General features: G+C 57.7%; 17 protein-coding genes. 6 read left to right on the top strand and 11 right to left on the bottom strand.

Annotated features, from left to right (window positions below):
- Positions 1-13: 13 nt before the first annotated feature.
- Positions 14-748 carry a trypsin-like serine protease gene (locus SD425_RS21985; RefSeq protein ID WP_324672271.1) on the bottom strand — a complete coding sequence of 245 codons (735 nt, stop codon included), beginning with the start codon at positions 746-748 and terminating at the stop codon, positions 14-16.
- A 155-nt stretch (positions 749-903) separates the two neighbouring features.
- Positions 904-1,377, bottom strand: a complete 474-nt coding sequence (locus SD425_RS21980; RefSeq protein ID WP_324672269.1) for a FixH family protein — start codon at positions 1,375-1,377, stop codon at positions 904-906.
- 20 nt (positions 1,378-1,397) lie between these two features.
- Here SD425_RS21980 and SD425_RS21975 point away from each other — a divergent pair, with 20 nt between their 5' ends.
- Positions 1,398-1,652, top strand: coding sequence for a hypothetical protein (locus SD425_RS21975; protein WP_324672267.1), 255 nt, complete (start codon positions 1,398-1,400; stop codon positions 1,650-1,652).
- Here SD425_RS21975 and ccoG read toward each other — a convergent pair.
- From ccoG to ccoN, 5 genes are all read right to left on the bottom strand, one after another.
- Positions 1,612-3,015, bottom strand: coding sequence for a cytochrome c oxidase accessory protein CcoG (ccoG, locus tag SD425_RS21970; protein ID WP_324672265.1), 1,404 nt, complete (start codon positions 3,013-3,015; stop codon positions 1,612-1,614). The genes SD425_RS21975 and ccoG overlap by 41 nt on opposite strands.
- A gap of 185 nt (positions 3,016-3,200) precedes the next feature.
- Positions 3,201-4,088, bottom strand: a complete 888-nt coding sequence (locus tag SD425_RS21965) for a cbb3-type cytochrome c oxidase N-terminal domain-containing protein (protein WP_324672263.1) — start codon at positions 4,086-4,088, stop codon at positions 3,201-3,203.
- Positions 4,082-4,354: a hypothetical protein gene (locus tag SD425_RS21960; RefSeq protein WP_324672261.1), complete on the bottom strand. Its 273-nt coding sequence runs from the start codon at positions 4,352-4,354 to the stop codon at positions 4,082-4,084. Before SD425_RS21960 ends, SD425_RS21965 begins: the two co-directional genes overlap by 7 nt.
- Positions 4,348-4,548 carry a hypothetical protein gene (locus tag SD425_RS21955; protein WP_324672259.1) on the bottom strand — a complete coding sequence of 67 codons (201 nt, stop codon included), beginning with the start codon at positions 4,546-4,548 and terminating at the stop codon, positions 4,348-4,350. Before SD425_RS21955 ends, SD425_RS21960 begins: the two co-directional genes overlap by 7 nt.
- A 20-nt stretch (positions 4,549-4,568) precedes the next feature.
- Positions 4,569-6,782, bottom strand: coding sequence for a cytochrome-c oxidase, cbb3-type subunit I (gene ccoN / locus SD425_RS21950; RefSeq protein WP_324672257.1), 2,214 nt, complete (start codon positions 6,780-6,782; stop codon positions 4,569-4,571).
- A 425-nt stretch (positions 6,783-7,207) separates the two neighbouring features.
- On the opposite strand from ccoN, the gene SD425_RS21945 reads away from it, so the two are divergent.
- Complete coding sequence (locus tag SD425_RS21945; protein ID WP_324672255.1) at positions 7,208-7,651, top strand: transposase; 444 nt, start codon at positions 7,208-7,210, stop codon at positions 7,649-7,651.
- A 285-nt stretch (positions 7,652-7,936) separates the two neighbouring features.
- Positions 7,937-8,539: a TlpA disulfide reductase family protein gene (locus SD425_RS21940; RefSeq protein ID WP_324672253.1), complete on the top strand. Its 603-nt coding sequence runs from the start codon at positions 7,937-7,939 to the stop codon at positions 8,537-8,539.
- Positions 8,540-8,702: 163 nt separating this feature from the next.
- Here the strand turns inward: SD425_RS21940 and SD425_RS21935 are convergent, their stop codons facing one another.
- From SD425_RS21935 to SD425_RS21920, 4 genes are all read right to left on the bottom strand, one after another.
- Positions 8,703-9,455: an SDR family NAD(P)-dependent oxidoreductase gene (locus tag SD425_RS21935; protein ID WP_324672251.1), complete on the bottom strand. Its 753-nt coding sequence runs from the start codon at positions 9,453-9,455 to the stop codon at positions 8,703-8,705.
- 93 nt (positions 9,456-9,548) lie between these two features.
- The gene (locus tag SD425_RS21930; RefSeq protein ID WP_324672249.1) at positions 9,549-10,493 is read right to left on the bottom strand and encodes a helix-turn-helix transcriptional regulator; all 945 of its coding nucleotides are present in this window, start codon (positions 10,491-10,493) and stop codon (positions 9,549-9,551) included.
- A gap of 152 nt (positions 10,494-10,645) precedes the next feature.
- On the bottom strand, positions 10,646-10,789 hold the full coding sequence (ccoS, locus tag SD425_RS21925; protein ID WP_324672247.1) for a cbb3-type cytochrome oxidase assembly protein CcoS: 144 nt from the start codon (positions 10,787-10,789) through the stop codon (positions 10,646-10,648).
- On the bottom strand, positions 10,786-13,212 hold the full coding sequence (locus SD425_RS21920; RefSeq protein ID WP_324672245.1) for a heavy metal translocating P-type ATPase: 2,427 nt from the start codon (positions 13,210-13,212) through the stop codon (positions 10,786-10,788). Before SD425_RS21920 ends, ccoS begins: the two co-directional genes overlap by 4 nt.
- Before the next feature lie 189 nt (positions 13,213-13,401).
- Here SD425_RS21920 and SD425_RS21915 point away from each other — a divergent pair, with 189 nt between their 5' ends.
- The 3 genes from SD425_RS21915 (at position 13,402) to SD425_RS21905 (ending at position 14,857) form a co-directional block, all read left to right on the top strand.
- Positions 13,402-13,800, top strand: a complete 399-nt coding sequence (locus SD425_RS21915) for a group III truncated hemoglobin (RefSeq protein ID WP_324672243.1) — start codon at positions 13,402-13,404, stop codon at positions 13,798-13,800.
- Between the two features lie 149 nt (positions 13,801-13,949).
- The gene (locus SD425_RS21910) at positions 13,950-14,447 is read left to right on the top strand and encodes a hypothetical protein (RefSeq protein WP_324672241.1); all 498 of its coding nucleotides are present in this window, start codon (positions 13,950-13,952) and stop codon (positions 14,445-14,447) included.
- Positions 14,448-14,467: 20 nt separating this feature from the next.
- Positions 14,468-14,857 carry a group III truncated hemoglobin gene (locus tag SD425_RS21905; protein ID WP_324672239.1) on the top strand — a complete coding sequence of 130 codons (390 nt, stop codon included), beginning with the start codon at positions 14,468-14,470 and terminating at the stop codon, positions 14,855-14,857.
- Positions 14,858-14,868: the final 11 nt, after the last annotated feature.

Here is a 14,868-nt window from a genome sequence, read left to right as displayed (position 1 = left end):
GCGTGTGGCTTTTCTACTTCTTTTGATAGGTGTCGAGGAAGGACAGAAGCCCCGATACGGCGCAAGGGGAGAAGTACTTTTTGCCCGACGTCGGATCGACCGTGCCGTTGGAGACAATGCCTACCACTTGGCCTTGTTCGTCGACCAGTGGGGCGCCGCTCAGCCCGCCGAATTGCTCGGGGACCACGACGTCTTTTACGAGAATCCGATTATCTATCGTTTTGTAGTATTCGAACTCATACACCCGTTGCGGGCCGCTGTCCATGTGGCGCGTCCAGCCCACTACGTACAGCTTCTCGCCCGGCTGCAACGGCGTGGTGCGAGCCTCCAGCGGCTTGATGCCGGAGTGGTTCGACTGAAGCGAGAACACCAGCCAGTCCTGGTCGTAGGTTGCTTTGGCTTCTAACGACTCGGCTTTGTTCTCGTTCAATAAGCGGTTGGTAACTACACTGCGCGCCTTATCCGGCAGCGGGAACAACGACCAGGATTTGACACTATTCCCGAACGAAACCGCCTTCATGCCCTTGGGCTTAATCACCTTCAGAAGGTGTTTGGCGGTAACTGCAAACGTGTCGTTCTGGTGCTTGAGCAGAAAGCCACACGAAAAGCGGGGCTGATCATATTGCGGGTCCGCAAAAGCAATCTGGTTGGTGAGGGCTATTTCGGGAAAGGTTTTTTTTGAGACTTGTTCCTGCCCAAAGCATGCGGTGGTGAACAGCAGGAGTACGAACAACCAACGAATTGCCATTTGCCTGATAGTGTTGACCCGGCCTCGGCGTTGAGGCGCAGCGCAAACTAGCCTATTCCTGAGCTAGATACAAGAGGCTGGTGCCGGCTGAGAAAAGCTAGGTACAAGGCAAACGCCTCGGTCGAATAGTGCAGTAGCACCCAGCTACAACACACCTAAATCGTCAAATCCTTCTCCACAAAATACGCCTGTCCATCCGCGGTGAAATCTACGCGGACGCGCCAGAAGCCGCGGGCCATTTTCTGGGTGCTGATGCGCTGGGCTAGGTCCGGGCTAGGTTGCAGCGGCAAGGTGAAATCGAGCTTCAGGTCGGAAGGGCGGAAGCAGTGGATTTGCCCTACGAGGCGCTTGCCTGCAAACGAGGGTGGCAGCTGCAAGTGGAGCTGCGAAACCGCCGCTTCGTGCGTGATGGCCACGGCCACGGGCAACGCCGCCGTGCGGGCCACCGATTCCATGCGCTGCTGGTAGGCTAGCTCCTGCTGGTAGTAGTCGGGGCTGATCAGGTCGACGCTGGTGTGCAGAGCCTTGCTCACCATGAAGCCGATGTAGGACATGAACAGCACGAACACCGCCACGATGGCGTAGGGCCAGAGCGTGCGGGTGGGTTGAGGATTGGTAGCAGGCGTCATGATCATTCTAGTTATGGTACTTGTTCAATCTGCTCTGGCCCGACGGCGGCAGTCGGCCGGTTGGTATCGTTGAACGATGCGCTGGCACAACGCGCACCCGCCGGTCCGACGCCCTAGGTGTCCGACCGGTTGTCGGCTGCGGACGCCTGCACGAGCTAGGTGCACGACGGCCGTTCTCACGTTTCGTTCGGGCGGCAACCGGTCGGACGCCTAGGGCGTCGGACCGGCGGACGGCTACCGAGCGGGAGCCAGAAACTTGGTTTTTTCTTCCGTAATCAGTTTGCCTTGGCTGAAGACGCCAATGCGGATCTGGTTGCTGGTCAGGCGCAGGGCGGTTTTGGGTAGTTCGGCGAAGAACACGCCTTCCGTGATGCCTTGCGCGGGCAGCTTCAGGCCATCGGTGCCCACCAGGGAGATTTTGCCGCCGGCGGGTTCCAGCACTTTCAGCGTGATGGGGTAGGGGCAGTTGGTCTTGTTGATGACCGAGATATTGTAGAGGTTGGTGATGGTGCCGTGGTCGGTTTTCTGGAACAGCTGGCCCGGCGTGCGCAACACGGTGGCTTCCACGTTGGAGCGCGTTACGAGCAGCGTCACCAGTACCCCGAGCAACACCACCAGCACGCCAGAGTAGGCTTTGATGCGGCCCGTGACGCGGAACTTGGTGTTGGCGGCGATGTGGTTTTCGGAGTCGTAGCGGATCAGGCCGTGCGGCTTTTCGATCAGGTCCATGATGCTGTTGCAGGCGTCGATGCAGGCCGTGCAGTTCACGCATTCGAGCTGGGTGCCGTTACGGATGTCGATGCCGGTGGGGCATACCTGCACGCACTGTTTGCAGTCGATGCAGTCGCCGGCTTTGCGCTCCTGATTTTTGCGGAGCTTCTCGCGGGGTTCGCCGCGGTTGTAATCATACGCCACCACGATGCTGTCTTTGTCGAGCATTACGCCCTGCAAGCGACCGTAGGGGCAGGCAATGGTGCACACCTGCTCGCGGAACTTGGCAAACACAGCGTAAAAAATCCCCGTGAATACCACCATCGACGCCAAGCCACCTAGGTGCTTGCTCGGCGCGTCGGTCACGATCTTCACCAGCTCGTCGCTGCCGATGATGTAGGCTAGGAAGGTGTTGGCAATCAGGAAGGAGAGCAGCAGAAAGACGGTGTGCTTGCCGGTTTTGCGCCACGTCTTGTTCCAGTCCCAATCGGCTTTGTCGAGGGCTTTTTGCTTCTGCGCGTCGCCTTCGAAGAAGTACTCGATGCGGCGGAAAACCATTTCCATGAAAATGGTTTGGGGACAAACCCACCCGCAGAACACGCGCCCGTACACCACCGTGAACAGAATCACGAACACGATGAACGTGAGTGAGGCCAGCAGCAGAACGAAGAAATCCTGGGGCCAGAAGATTTGCCCGAAGATGATAAACTTCCGCGCCGGCAGGTTGAGCATGAGCAGCGGTAAGTCGTTAATTCGCAGCCAGGGGCCGGCAAACAGCAACGTCAACAGGCCGTAGCTCACCCACTTGCGGTAATCGTAAAGTTTCCCGCTGGGCTTCTTGGGGTAGAGCCACACGCGCTTGCCCGCCGCATCGACGGTGGCAATAGAGTCGCGGAACGTTTCGTCGGTTTTGGTGATGGTACTCATCGGCAATGTCTTCCCTACCTAGTGTTCTAACGGGGCGCCTCACCCCCCGGCCCCCTCTCCGAAAAGGAGAGGGGGAGCCACGGCGGCGCTATCGGGTGTAATCGTCTGCAAATCGTTCGGCTCCCCCTCTCCTTTTTCGGAGAGGGGGCCGGGGGGTGAGGCGCCCCGCTTGAACGACACGGCAGTTATCGCATCGCGATTTTCGTCGCCGACGGATCTTTTTCGCCTTGCGGCTCCTTCGCATTCGCGGGCTTCGAGCCTTGCAGCGACAGGATGTACGACGACACTTGTAGAATCTGCTTGCTGGAGAGCTTGCCTTTCCAGGCCACCATGCCTTTGCCCTGCACACCGAATTTCACCGTCTTATACACGTGGTTGACTTCGCCGCCGTGCAGCCAGTATTCGTCCGTCAGGTTTGGGCCAACTTTCCCCTCGGCATTGGCACCGTGGCAAGGCGCGCAGTTTTGGGTGAAGATGCTCTTGCCACCGCTGATGTCGGCTGCGGCGGTCAGGGCCTGGAAGTCGGTGAGCTTGTTCGGATCATCCGAGCCAGCGGATACCAGCAGCGCGGCTTGCTTCATTTCGGTTTCGTACTCGGCGTGGCTCAGTTCCCCGGTTTTCGACACGTGGAAGTAGAACAGGTAGGCGCCGGCAAACAGAATCGTCACGTAGAAGCCGTATTTCCACCATGGCGGCAGGTCGTTGTCGAACTCGTGGATGCCATCGTAGTCGTGGTCGGCAATAACGACGTCGGCTACGCGGCCTTTCAGCAGCACCGGGTCACCGACGAACAAGCCGAGCACCTTGCCGCTCCAACTCGCCTGCACCGTCGGCATTTCGTACACCTTGCGGAGCTGTGGCCGCATCTGTACGATGATCAGCACGCCGACTAACACGTAGAGCAGCAGCACGAAAGCCAGCAGACCTACCAGGAACCAGAAGAGCATCGTCTGCATGTCCATGCCCTTCGCGGCAGTAGGCGCCGCCGCGGCATCCGAGGATTGCGCGGCAGCTAGGTAGCTCGTGAGCAGGGCCGCGCCGGTGAGGGTTTTGCATTTTACACTAGCTAGCATGCTACCTCCTCCTTCGTTTTGGTGGCTACTGCTTCGCCGGTTGGGCTAGGTATCGGCTGGCCTTGCTGGTAGTGCGGGCGAATCTGCACGGCCATCATCGAGCCCATCAGGAGCACCACGAGTACGACCAGGGCGAGCAGGCCGGCAACGAACCAGAACAACATATTCTGATTGGAGGCGGAAGAACCGGCGGGCGTTTGGCCGCTGGCGAGGTAGCCCGTGAGCAAGCCACCTAGGGTCATGAGTAGGGTGCGGCGCGTTAGCATAACTCTCCCCGTTCCATGCGGGCCTCCAATTCGTCGTCGCTGAGCAGCGGCATGTTTTTCATGGTATTCACGTGCTGGCGGTTGATCACGAACACGTAGACCAGCAGCGCCAGGAAGAAGAGAAAGAAGATGGCGAAGGAGATGAGCGGGTAAATCTCGACGCCGGCAATTGATCGTAAGACGTTCTTATCCATGATCTTATTTGCTGGATTAATTACTGGGCGGCCACCGCAGCGGCTTGTTCAGGCTTCACTTTGATGTCGGCACCTAGGCGCTGGAGGTAGGCAATGAGGGCCACGATTTCCTTGTCTGACTTCACGTCGATGTCCTCCTTTTTCAGGTCGTTCACGATGCCTTGGGCTTGCTTCTGCGCCTCGGCTACCGCGATTTTGTCGAAGCCAGCGGGGTAGGGCGTACCTAGCTTTTGCAGGGTCGTGATCTTGTCGGCGGTGTGCGAGTAGTCGATTTTATCTTCGAACAGCCAGGGGTAAGGCGGCATGATCGAGCCAGGCGACATGCTGGTGGGGTCCATCATGTGGTTGTAGTGCCAGGAGTGCGGGTACTTGCCGCCCACGCGGTGCAAATCGGGGCCGGTGCGCTTCGAGCCCCACAGGAAGGGCCGGTCGTACACAAACTCGCCGGCTTTGGAGTATTCGCCGTAGCGCTCGGTTTCGGAGCGAAAGGGGCGCACCATCTGGGTGTGGCAGTTCGAGCAGCCCTCCCGGATGTAGAGGTCACGGCCCTCAAGCTCCAGTGAGGTATAAGGCTTCACGGAAGCAATGGTGGGCACGTTCGACTTCACCAGGAAGGTCGGAATCATCTCCACCGCGCCGCCAATCAGGATGGCAATGGTGGCGCCGATGCTGAGCTGCACGGGCCGGCGCTCGATCCAGCGGTGCCAGTGACCGCCTAAGTGTTCTTCGACCAAATTGGCGGGCATGAGCGGGGCGGCTTGAGCTTTCTCGTTTTCAAGCAGGGTGCCCGATTTGGCCGTTTTCACCAGGTTGAACACCATCAGGAACACGCCGCTGAGGTAGAGCACCCCGCCGATGCCGCGCAGGTAGTACATCGGCACGATTTGCAGCACCGTCTCCAGGAAGTTGGGGTACTGGAGCATGCCTTCGCTGTTGAACTGCTTCCACATCAGGCCCTGGGTCAGGCCGGCCCAGTACATCGGAATGGCGTAGAACAGGATACCTAGGGTGCCGAGCCAGAAGTGAGTGTTGGCGAGGCGCTTCGAGTAGAGTTCGGTTTTGTACAGACGGGGCCACAGCCAGTAGAGCACCGCGAAGGTCAGGAAGCCGTTCCAGCCAAGAGCACCCACGTGCACGTGGGCCACAATCCAGTCGGTGAAGTGACCGATGGCGTTGACGTTTTTCAACGATAGCATCGGGCCTTCGAACGTTGCCATACCGTAGGCTGTCACGGCCACTACCATGAACTTCAGCACCGGCTCTTCGCGCACCTTATCCCAGGCGCCGCGCAGCGTGAGCAAGCCGTTGATCATGCCGCCCCACGAGGGCGCAATCAGCATTATCGAAAACACCGTACCTAGGCTCTGCGCCCAGTCGGGCAAGGCGGTATACAGCAAGTGGTGCGGACCGGCCCAGATGTAAATAAAGATCAGCGACCAAAAGTGGATGATGCTCAAGCGGTAAGAATATACCGGCCGATTCGCTGCCTTGGGCAGGTAGTAGTACATCAGACCTAGGTAGGGCGTAGTCAGGAAAAAGGCCACCGCGTTGTGGCCGTACCACCATTGCACCAGCGCATCTTGCACGCCAGCGTAAGCTGAGTAGCTTTTCATGAAAGACACCGGCACCTCCATTGAGTTGACGATGTGCAGCACGGCCACCGTCAGGAATGTGGCGATGTAGAACCAAATACCCACGTACAGGTGCCGCTCGCGGCGCTTGGCGATGGTGCCGAACATGTTCCAGCCAAACACCACCCACACCAGTGTAATCAGGATGTCAATAGGCCACTCTAGCTCGGCATATTCCTTACTGGTGGTGAAACCTAGGGGCAGCGTAATTACCGCCGATACGATGATCAGCTGCCAGCCCCAGAAGTGGACTTTGCTAAGGAAATCGGAGTACATCCGCGACTTGCACAAACGCTGTAGCGAGTAGTACACCCCAGTGAAAATGCCGTTGCCGACGAAGGCGAAAATGACAGCATTCGTGTGCAGCGGGCGGATGCGGCCGAACGTGGTGTACGGCGTGCCCATATTCAACTCAGGCCGAGCCAATTGGAATGCTGCAATAACACCGATCAGCATCCCGGCAATGCCCCAGAAAACGGTAGCAATGCCGAAGTCCCGGACGATCTTGTTGTCGTAGAAAAAGGTATCAACCGCCTTGATAGTGTTCTGTAGCACCTGGGGCGGCTCAGGCGCAACGACCGGTGGACGTGGAGCGACTTCCATAACGAGGAATAGTAGTTGTTTACTATCCCAAAGGTCCCCCAAGGTTGCGGCCCAAAGCATGACGAACGTCAGGCGTGGGGGTGATTGATGTCAGGCCGGAACCGCCCGGTCCGACGCCCTAGGCGTCCGACCGGTCATCGTGTGCCTCGTTAGGGTATCGTCCCTACAGTGTCGTTTGGACCAGTTTGTGCAACGTCTGCAGGCGGCAACCGGTCGGACGCCTAGGGCGTCTGACCAGCAGTCGTCAACTTGAGACTAAGCAACTATTTTATACGATGCGCTTTGAGGCCGAACAGCTATATCACGTTTATAACCGAGGGAATAATCACCAGCAAGTCTTCTTTACCGCAGAGCACTACTTGCACTTTCTGCGAAAGGTGCGCCAGTACATTCAGCCGCAATGCCACCTGCTAGCATACTGCCTGATGCCAAACCATTTTCACTTGCTGCTCTCTACTACCGCCGAAGGCTGTTGTAATCAAAATACACCTAGCAGTACCAAGCAGCCTTTAGTACAAGGAATTGCTTTGGCGTTAAGCACCTACTCGCAAGGCATCAACAAAGAGCTGGGCCGCACCGGTGCGCTTTTCCAACCCAAGACAAAAGCGCGTTTACTCACCGGGTATTGCGACGAGTACCCACGTACCTGCTTCCACTATATCCATCAAAACCCTGTGCGAGCTGGATTAGCCGCAAGTTTGGAAGAATGGCCGTATTCTTCTTATCGGGATTATTCGGGGTTTCGCAACGGTTCGTTGTGCAACCAGGTTATTGCTGGGCAGCTACTTAATTTGCCAATTGAGCCTAGTGCCTTTCGTGCAGAATCTGAACAGAGCATCCCGCTCGAATATGTTGCGGGCTTGCTCTAGGAGTCGTCTGCCGGTCCGACGCCCTAGGCGTCCGACCGGTTGCCGTGAGAACGAGCCGTTGGAACGACTGACAACCACCTAACTTTTCACAGCCGTTAGCAGGCGACAACCGGTCGGACGCCTAGGGCGTCGGACCGGGGAACGTCCTTGTTCTAGCGGGTCGTTCTAACAATAATTAGAGTTACTGCTTTCGCTCGCTTATCGGGAGCCGAATCGAAACTGGCGTACCTTCACCGTTGTTCGCTGCATAATTCTCATGCTTCTAGCTGCCCGCACAATCTCTCTATGAACCGCAAGAACCTGTTGCAATGGTTGCCTTGGGCCATTTTCGCTGTGGTCATGTTCACCGACCTGCGCCCCCTCGTGCTTGGAAAGCTACAGCGAGGCTTGTTGGCCACGGGCCTGTGGCGGGCTGAGGCTCCGGTAGCGCCATCCAAGGCGCCTGCAATGCCTGTCAGCAGCTTGACGTATCCGCACAATTTGCCGCTGGTAGGCCTAGATGGCAAGCAGATAAACCTGAGTGACCTAAAGGGGAAGATCGTGTTCGTTAACCTGTGGGCTAGCTGGTGCCCACCTTGCGTGGCTGAAATGCCGGGCATTCATGCGCTGTACAAGAAGCTGGACCCAGCCAAAGTCGCGTTTGTGATGATTTCTTTCGACCAGAATCCGGTGAAAGCGCAGCGCTTGCTTCAGCGCAAAGGCTACACCTTTCCCGTGTACTTCCCGACTGGGCCGCTGCCTGCGCCTTTCGATTCTAATTCAATTCCCTCCACGGTTATCCTAGCTCCCGACGGCAAAGTAGCGGCCCGCCACGACGGCATGGCCGACTACGACACGCCCGAGTTTAAAGCCGCCCTGGAAGAGCTAGCCGCTTCTCCGCAAAGTTGATAGCGCTTCAGGCAAGTAGAATGTATAAAGCCTGCCAAACTCGCTTAAGAATTCGGCAGGCTTCTGTGTACGCTTTGGGGTGCTGGTTTGTCAACGAGCAGAAGATGCCGTTGGTAATCTGCACTGGCATCATCCAGCCCGTCACCGACCATGACGATCGATTCTACAGCATCATCCCGCCCGTTGCTTCGAGGCGCTGGCCGTTGAGCCACCGGGCTGCATCAGTGCAGAGGAAGGCAACAATGCCACCGATGTCGTCGGGCTCGGCCACGCGGCCTAGGGCCGTAATCTGGGCCACGTAGGCGCGGATTTCAGGTGTATCCGTCATGGCGCCGCCACCGAATACGGCCCCAGGCGCTACCACATTGGCTGCAATGCCGCGGCTGCCTAGCTCTAGGGCTAGGTAGCGCGTGAATACTTCCACCGCTCCTTTCATACTGGCGTAGGCCGAACTGCCAGCGAAAGCAACCCGCGTGGTGCCCGAGGAGATATTGATAATCCGGCCGCCGTCGCGCAGCAGCGGCAACGCCTTTTGCGTGAGGAAGTACACGCCCTTGAAATGAATGTTGAGCATCTCGTCAAACTGGGCCTCGGTATTCTCGGCAATGGGGGCGGTGAGGCTGGTGCCAGCGTTGTTGATAAGAAAGTCAAACCGGTCGGTGCCGAAGGTATCGGCTAGGGCCGTGGTGACTTGAGCGAAGAAAGTATCAAACGTGCTGATGTCGGCGGCGTTTAGCGGCAGGGCCACGGCGCGGCGGCCCAAGGCTTCGATTTCGGCCACCACAGCGGCGGCCTCAGCCTGCTGGCTGCGGTAGGTCAGGATAACGTCGATGCCCTGCTGGGCTAGTTTCAGGGCCATGTCTTTGCCTAGGCCGCGGCTGCCGCCGGTTACGAGGGCAATTTTGTTGGTGCTCATATAGAGTGTAGTTGTCGCATTGATTGAACACGACAAAGGTCTCCTACCTAGCCTTCAACGCTATTGTACTCACCAATCCGCTTATTGTATAAATCAAACCGGCTCGGCTTCCAACGCGCGAAATGCGCCGGGACTCACAGCGGCGTGGCGACGGAAGAAGTGCGAGAAATGCGCCACATCCACGAAGCCTAGGCTGTCGGCAATTTCCCACAACGTCCAGTCGGTCTGGCGCAGCAGCGCCTTGGCTTCCTGCGCCAGCCGGCCGCCGATCAGGTCAGAGGTGGTGCGGCCCGTGCTTTCCTTGAGCACCTTGTTGAGGTGGTTGATGTGCACGGCTAGGTGGTCGGCAAAGTCTTTGGCGGTGCGCAACTGTACGCGCTGCTGGGGCGTGGTGAGAGGAAATTGCCGCTCCAGCAACTCCACGAACCGCGACGAAAGCCGCGCCGCCGCTGAGTGGGCGGGGTGCAGCGTGGTGGTGGGCTGCCGCTTCTGACCTAGGTGCAGCAGCTCCAGCACGTAGGCTCGCAGCAGGTCATACTTGTGGGCGTAGTCGGAGGCTAGCTCCTCGTGCATTTGAGCGAAAAGGACCTCCGCCCGTGCGGCTTCGGCAGGCGTAAGCTGGAACACGGGGTAGTTGTCGGCCCGGAATAGGGGTAGTTCGTCAGGCGTAAGCCCCCCGAGAACGGGCAACATAAATTCGGCCGTGAAGAGGCAGCAATGCCCTTGCTGCGTCTCGGTAGGCTGCCACTGAAACGGCACCTTGGGCGTCGAAAACACCAGCGCGTCGGGCTCGATGTCGATGCTTTGGTCGGCGTACTCGGCGTGGCTTCGGCTACGCAACAGGCTGATCTTGTAGAAGGAGCGGCAAGTATAGGGCGTGCCGGGCCGCAGCGAGGTAGACTCCCAGAAGTCGGCCAAGTTAAACACATTGAAGTGGCCGACTTCACGTTGAATTCCTCCGGGCAGCAGCGTGCTCAGATCGGAGCTAGTGCAAGGAGCCAACTCCTGGTAAAGAGTAGTAAGCGCGGTCGTCGTCATGGTAGAATTGCTTGTAGAATTCAATGCGTGAGTAACTCGCCACGTGTTGGAAAGTTTGTCGGTGCTTGAGCAGTAAACCAAAGGCTAGCTCCAAGCGCAGAAGCTAGGTCACACCACAATGCGTTTGAATAAACCCTTAGCAAGTTGACACGCTACTCCTCATCCTCAAACAGTACTCGCACTGAAGGCGTGTAGTCGTCCTCGTATTGCCCCGAGCGCACGGCCCAGAGGAAAGCACCTAAGAAGGTAACAGCTACCAAAAGGCTGATGCCAATCAGAATGAAAATGATGTTCATAGCTTGTTTCGATAAGCGGCGAAGCGCACCAGCAGCGTCGCAAATAGCATCACGCTGAGCGAGCTAATGGGCATCAGAATGGCCGATACGATGGGGGTGAACTTGCCTTGGACGGCCAGACCTAGCCCAATGCCGTTGTAGCCGAAAGAGAGGATGAAGGTGGCCAGCACTACTTGCAAGCAATCTTGAGAGAAGCGCAGGAAGGTGGCAAACTGGCCGAAGCTGCTGGCATCCAGAATGGCGTCGCAGGCGGGGGAGAAGTTGCTGAGCGTATCGGTGAGGGCAATGCCGGCGTCGGCTTGCTGGAGGGCGCCGGCATCGTTCAGTCCGTCGCCGACCATGATAACGGTGCGGCCTTGCTGGCGCAGGGCGGCTATGTAGTCGAGCTTATCTTGGGGCGACTGCCAGAAGCGGAGTTCGGCTTTCGGGCCAAACAGCTCCCGTAGCCGTTCTTGCTCGGTGTTATTGTCGCCGGACAGCACCGCTAGGTGGTAGTGCTTGCCGAGGGTTTGCAACACCTCTTGCATGTGCTCCCGGTAGACATTGTAGAACACAAAGCAACCTAGGTATTCACCATCCACAGCCACGTACACGCGCGACTGGCGAGTGTCAGCCGAGTGCTCCAAGTCTTCTTGTCCTTTGACTTCAGCCCGAACGAAAGCAGCAGAACCTACTTTCACCTCGCGCCCTGCTACCAAGCCGCTCAGACCTTGGCCGGGTACTTCAAAGTAATTGGCAATCGGGAGCTTGCTGCTACCTAGCTCTTTGGCTAAGCGCTGGCTGAGCGGGTGCGTGGATTGCTGCACTAAGGCGGCCACCAACTGCGTTTCCGCCGCCTGCAACGGCAGCCCCACGTAGCGCACCTCCGAGCGGTGGGTGTCGGTGAGGGTACCAGTTTTGTCGAACACGATGGTGTCGGCGCGACCTAGGGTTTCGACCACGGCGGAGTTCTTTAGATAGAATTTCAACTGACCAAACACCCGCAGCGCTGCGCCCATCGCAAACGGCGTAGCGAGCGACAACGCGCACGGGCAGGCAATAACCAGCACCGAGGTGAAGGCGCGCATCGCCATGTGTGGGTCTTTGGGGTACCAGTACAGAATAGAACCTAGGGCCAGCACCAGTGTGACAGCCACGAAGTAGCGGCCGACTTTGTTGGCGTAGGTTTCGAGGGTCTGCTTCTCGGCTTTCTGGAAAGCGGGGTTGTTCCAGAGTTGGGTCAGGTAGCCTTGTGACACTTCGCGCACCACTTCTAGCTCCACCGATTCTCCCACTTGTCGGCCGCCGGCATACACCACCTCACCGGTGAGCTTGGCCACCGGTACACTTTCGCCCGATACGAAGGAGTAATCAATCTGCCCGGTGCCGCGCATGAGCATGGCGTCGGCGGGAATTACCTCTTGGTTGCGCACCAAGATGCGGTTGCCTACTTGCAACTCTTTCACTGAAACTGACTTCTCGCCCTCTTTCGTCAGCAGCGTGACAGCCACGGGGAAGTAGGAGGTGAAATCCCGGTCGAAGCGTAGGGCGTCGTAGGTGCGTTGCTGCACCCATTTGCCGATGAGCATGAAGAAAACCAAGCCCGTAAACGAATCGAGGTAGCCGGGACCACGGTGCGTAAGAATGTCGAACAGACTAGTTAGGAACAGCGCTGTCAGACCTAGGCTAATAGGGAAGTCGAGGTTGATGTAGCGCTGCCGCAGCCCTTGCCACGCTGACTCGTAAAAGCCCCGCGCACTCACCAGCAGCACCGGCAACGACAGCACCAGGCTTAAGTAACCAAAGAAGCGCCCGAACTCCGCCTGTAATTGCTCGGTGAACGACAGGTAATCGGGAAACGCCAGTAGCATCACGTTGCCGAAGCAGAAACCTGCCAGACCTAGCTTATAATACAGTGTTCGGTTGCCGTGGTGGGGCTGGGCACCCAGCTCGGCCAGTGTGATTTGTGGTTCGTAGCCCACGGCGGCCAGCAGCTTTACCACTTCCTTGAGACTAGTTTGACTAGGCAGGTAACTTACGGTAAGCTCCTTACGCAAGAAGTTTACCCGCGACTCCGACACGCCTGCATTAAGCTTATGCAGGTTTTCCAGCAGCCAAATGCAAGAGGCGCAGTGCATTTGCGGGATAGTAAGCGTGAGCTTAGCGAGGGTATCGCTGTGGAAAGCTAGGAGCTGGGCCTGCACCGATTCCTGATCGAGGTAGTCGAACCGACCGGGCAGCTCTACTTCTTTTACTTTCTGGCCGGGTCGCTCGTCGAGGCGGTAGTAGGTGCAGAGGTTGTTGGCGTTCAGCAGCTCGTACACGGCTTGGCAGCCTTGGCAACAGAACGGTTGTTCGGCAAAGAGAATGGGTTGGTCGGGGCACTCGTCGCCGCAGTGAGTGCAGGCAACGTGAGTATGAATAGCGGGAGCAGTCGTAGGCACAGGAGCGTTGATCTAATAGCAGATCAAAGCTCCGATTTGCGGCTGACGGAAAGCCTGACGAACGTCAGGGCTGGGTCCTGATTAACGTCAGGGCATCCCGGCAAACGGCGCCGGACTTTTGACCCGCTGCTGACGTTGCGCCGGCCCATTGCAACGTCAGCCATTAACTTATCTATTCCTTACCGCATTATGCCTGCCCTTCCCGACATCCGCACCGAGGCTGATATCACGACCCTCATCAACGCCTTCTACGCCAAGGTTTTCCCTGACGAACTGCTAGGTCCCATCTTCAGCGCCGACGTGCAGATTCACTGGCCCCAGCCTTTCTACACTATGGGCGCGTTTTGGAAGCGCGTGCTGCTGAACACGGGCGGCAACGACGGCTGGCCTTTCCCCGGCGGACTCGTGTTGCCCAACACGGGCGAGTATTTCCGGCGGTGGCAACAACTATTCCTGGCCGCCGTCGAGGATAACTTCACCGGCCCGATTGCCGAAGCCGCCAAGGAACGGGCGCAGGAAATCGTGCAGATGTTTGAGAACAAGCGCCCACCGCGTACGCTCAGCAGCCTGCTGGGGCTTTGTCAGTAGAAAGTTGAGGTACGTTACGGAAAGATGAAGTTTTAACGTCCTTTAAATCCCATCCGGCCCTCAACTGTAGTATCTTTGCATCGTTGTTCCGTTCGCGGGGTCAGAGCTGCTCCTGGCCCCGTTTTTTTTGTGCTGTTGATTTCGTTTGTATGCGTCGTTCGCACACTACCGGTTCGCTGCTGCTAACGCTGGCCTTGTTCGTGTGGGCTGGTATGGTCATCGGAATTTCCTTCCTGGAAGCGCCCTTGAAGTTCACCGCGCCGCACATCACTGTGCCGCTTGGCCTGGGCATTGGCCGCATCGTATTTGCGGCGCTTAACAAAGCTGAACTCACCCTAGGTATCCTAGCATTGGTCAGTGCTTTTTACCTGCGCGTGCCGGTGCGAGTAGGCATCGGGTTAGCAGTGCTGAGTGCCATCTTGCTCGCCCAAACCTTTTGGCTGCTACCCGCTTTAGATGTGCGTGCCACAGCCGTATTGGCCGGCAGCACAGCGCCGCCTGGCTTTTTGCACATGCTCTATATTGGGCTGGAAGTACTGAAGCTGGTGTTTTTGCTGCTAACGGGAACCTGGGCGCACGGCTGGGCATTGCAGGTAGCACGCCAGCGCACTTCTGCCCCCGCGCCGAGTCCGTACCGCACCGTCTAACGCTTTAAGCTGCTGTTTTCATGACTGCGCCCCTAGCTGATATTCAAACCGAAACCGACATCAAAACGCTGGTCGATGCTTTTTACGATAAAGTAAACCAAGACGACCTGCTGGCGCCCATCTTTAACGGGTTTGCGCACGTCAACTGGGCCGCGCACTTGCCAGCCATGTACGACTTTTGGAGTAGCCTGCTGCTAGGTACCTCGCGCTACCGCGGCCGGCCGTTTCCTAAGCATCTGCCGCTGCCCGTCGATGCCACGCACTTTCAGCGCTGGCTTAACTTGTTCTACGCGACGGTAGAAGAAAACTTCGCCGGCCCCAACGCCGAGCAAGCCAAGGTGCGCGCCCTCAACATCGCCACGATGTTCGAGTACCGCATCCGGAAGTATAACTCACTGTCTATTCTGTAAGAAATCGCCCA

Source organism: Hymenobacter sp. GOD-10R (genome assembly GCF_035609205.1).
Classification (GTDB): Bacteria; Bacteroidota; Bacteroidia; order Cytophagales; family Hymenobacteraceae; genus Hymenobacter.
The sequence above is the reverse complement of the archived record's forward strand: the minus strand, read 5'-3'. Positions and strand labels throughout refer to the sequence as shown.

Bases quoted from the DNA above. Each gene is read 5' to 3' on its own strand.
- SD425_RS21985 (WP_324672271.1), bottom strand. From the start codon at position 748: ATGGCAATTCGTTGGTTGTTCGTACTCCTGCTGTTCACCACCGCATGC.
- SD425_RS21980 (WP_324672269.1), bottom strand. From the start codon at position 1,377: ATGACGCCTGCTACCAATCCTCAACCCACCCGCACGCTCTGGCCCTAC.
- ccoG (WP_324672265.1), bottom strand. From the start codon at position 3,015: ATGAGTACCATCACCAAAACCGACGAAACGTTCCGCGACTCTATTGCC.
- SD425_RS21965 (WP_324672263.1), bottom strand. From the start codon at position 4,088: ATGCTAGCTAGTGTAAAATGCAAAACCCTCACCGGCGCGGCCCTGCTC.
- SD425_RS21960 (WP_324672261.1), bottom strand. From the start codon at position 4,354: ATGCTAACGCGCCGCACCCTACTCATGACCCTAGGTGGCTTGCTCACG.
- SD425_RS21955 (WP_324672259.1), bottom strand. From the start codon at position 4,548: ATGGATAAGAACGTCTTACGATCAATTGCCGGCGTCGAGATTTACCCG.
- ccoN (WP_324672257.1), bottom strand. From the start codon at position 6,782: ATGGAAGTCGCTCCACGTCCACCGGTCGTTGCGCCTGAGCCGCCCCAG.
- SD425_RS21945 (WP_324672255.1), top strand. From the start codon at position 7,208: ATGCCAAACCATTTTCACTTGCTGCTCTCTACTACCGCCGAAGGCTGT.
- SD425_RS21940 (WP_324672253.1), top strand. From the start codon at position 7,937: ATGAACCGCAAGAACCTGTTGCAATGGTTGCCTTGGGCCATTTTCGCT.
- SD425_RS21935 (WP_324672251.1), bottom strand. From the start codon at position 9,455: ATGAGCACCAACAAAATTGCCCTCGTAACCGGCGGCAGCCGCGGCCTA.
- SD425_RS21930 (WP_324672249.1), bottom strand. From the start codon at position 10,493: ATGACGACGACCGCGCTTACTACTCTTTACCAGGAGTTGGCTCCTTGC.
- ccoS (WP_324672247.1), bottom strand. From the start codon at position 10,789: ATGAACATCATTTTCATTCTGATTGGCATCAGCCTTTTGGTAGCTGTT.
- SD425_RS21915 (WP_324672243.1), top strand. From the start codon at position 13,402: ATGCCTGCCCTTCCCGACATCCGCACCGAGGCTGATATCACGACCCTC.
- SD425_RS21910 (WP_324672241.1), top strand. From the start codon at position 13,950: ATGCGTCGTTCGCACACTACCGGTTCGCTGCTGCTAACGCTGGCCTTG.
- SD425_RS21905 (WP_324672239.1), top strand. From the start codon at position 14,468: ATGACTGCGCCCCTAGCTGATATTCAAACCGAAACCGACATCAAAACG.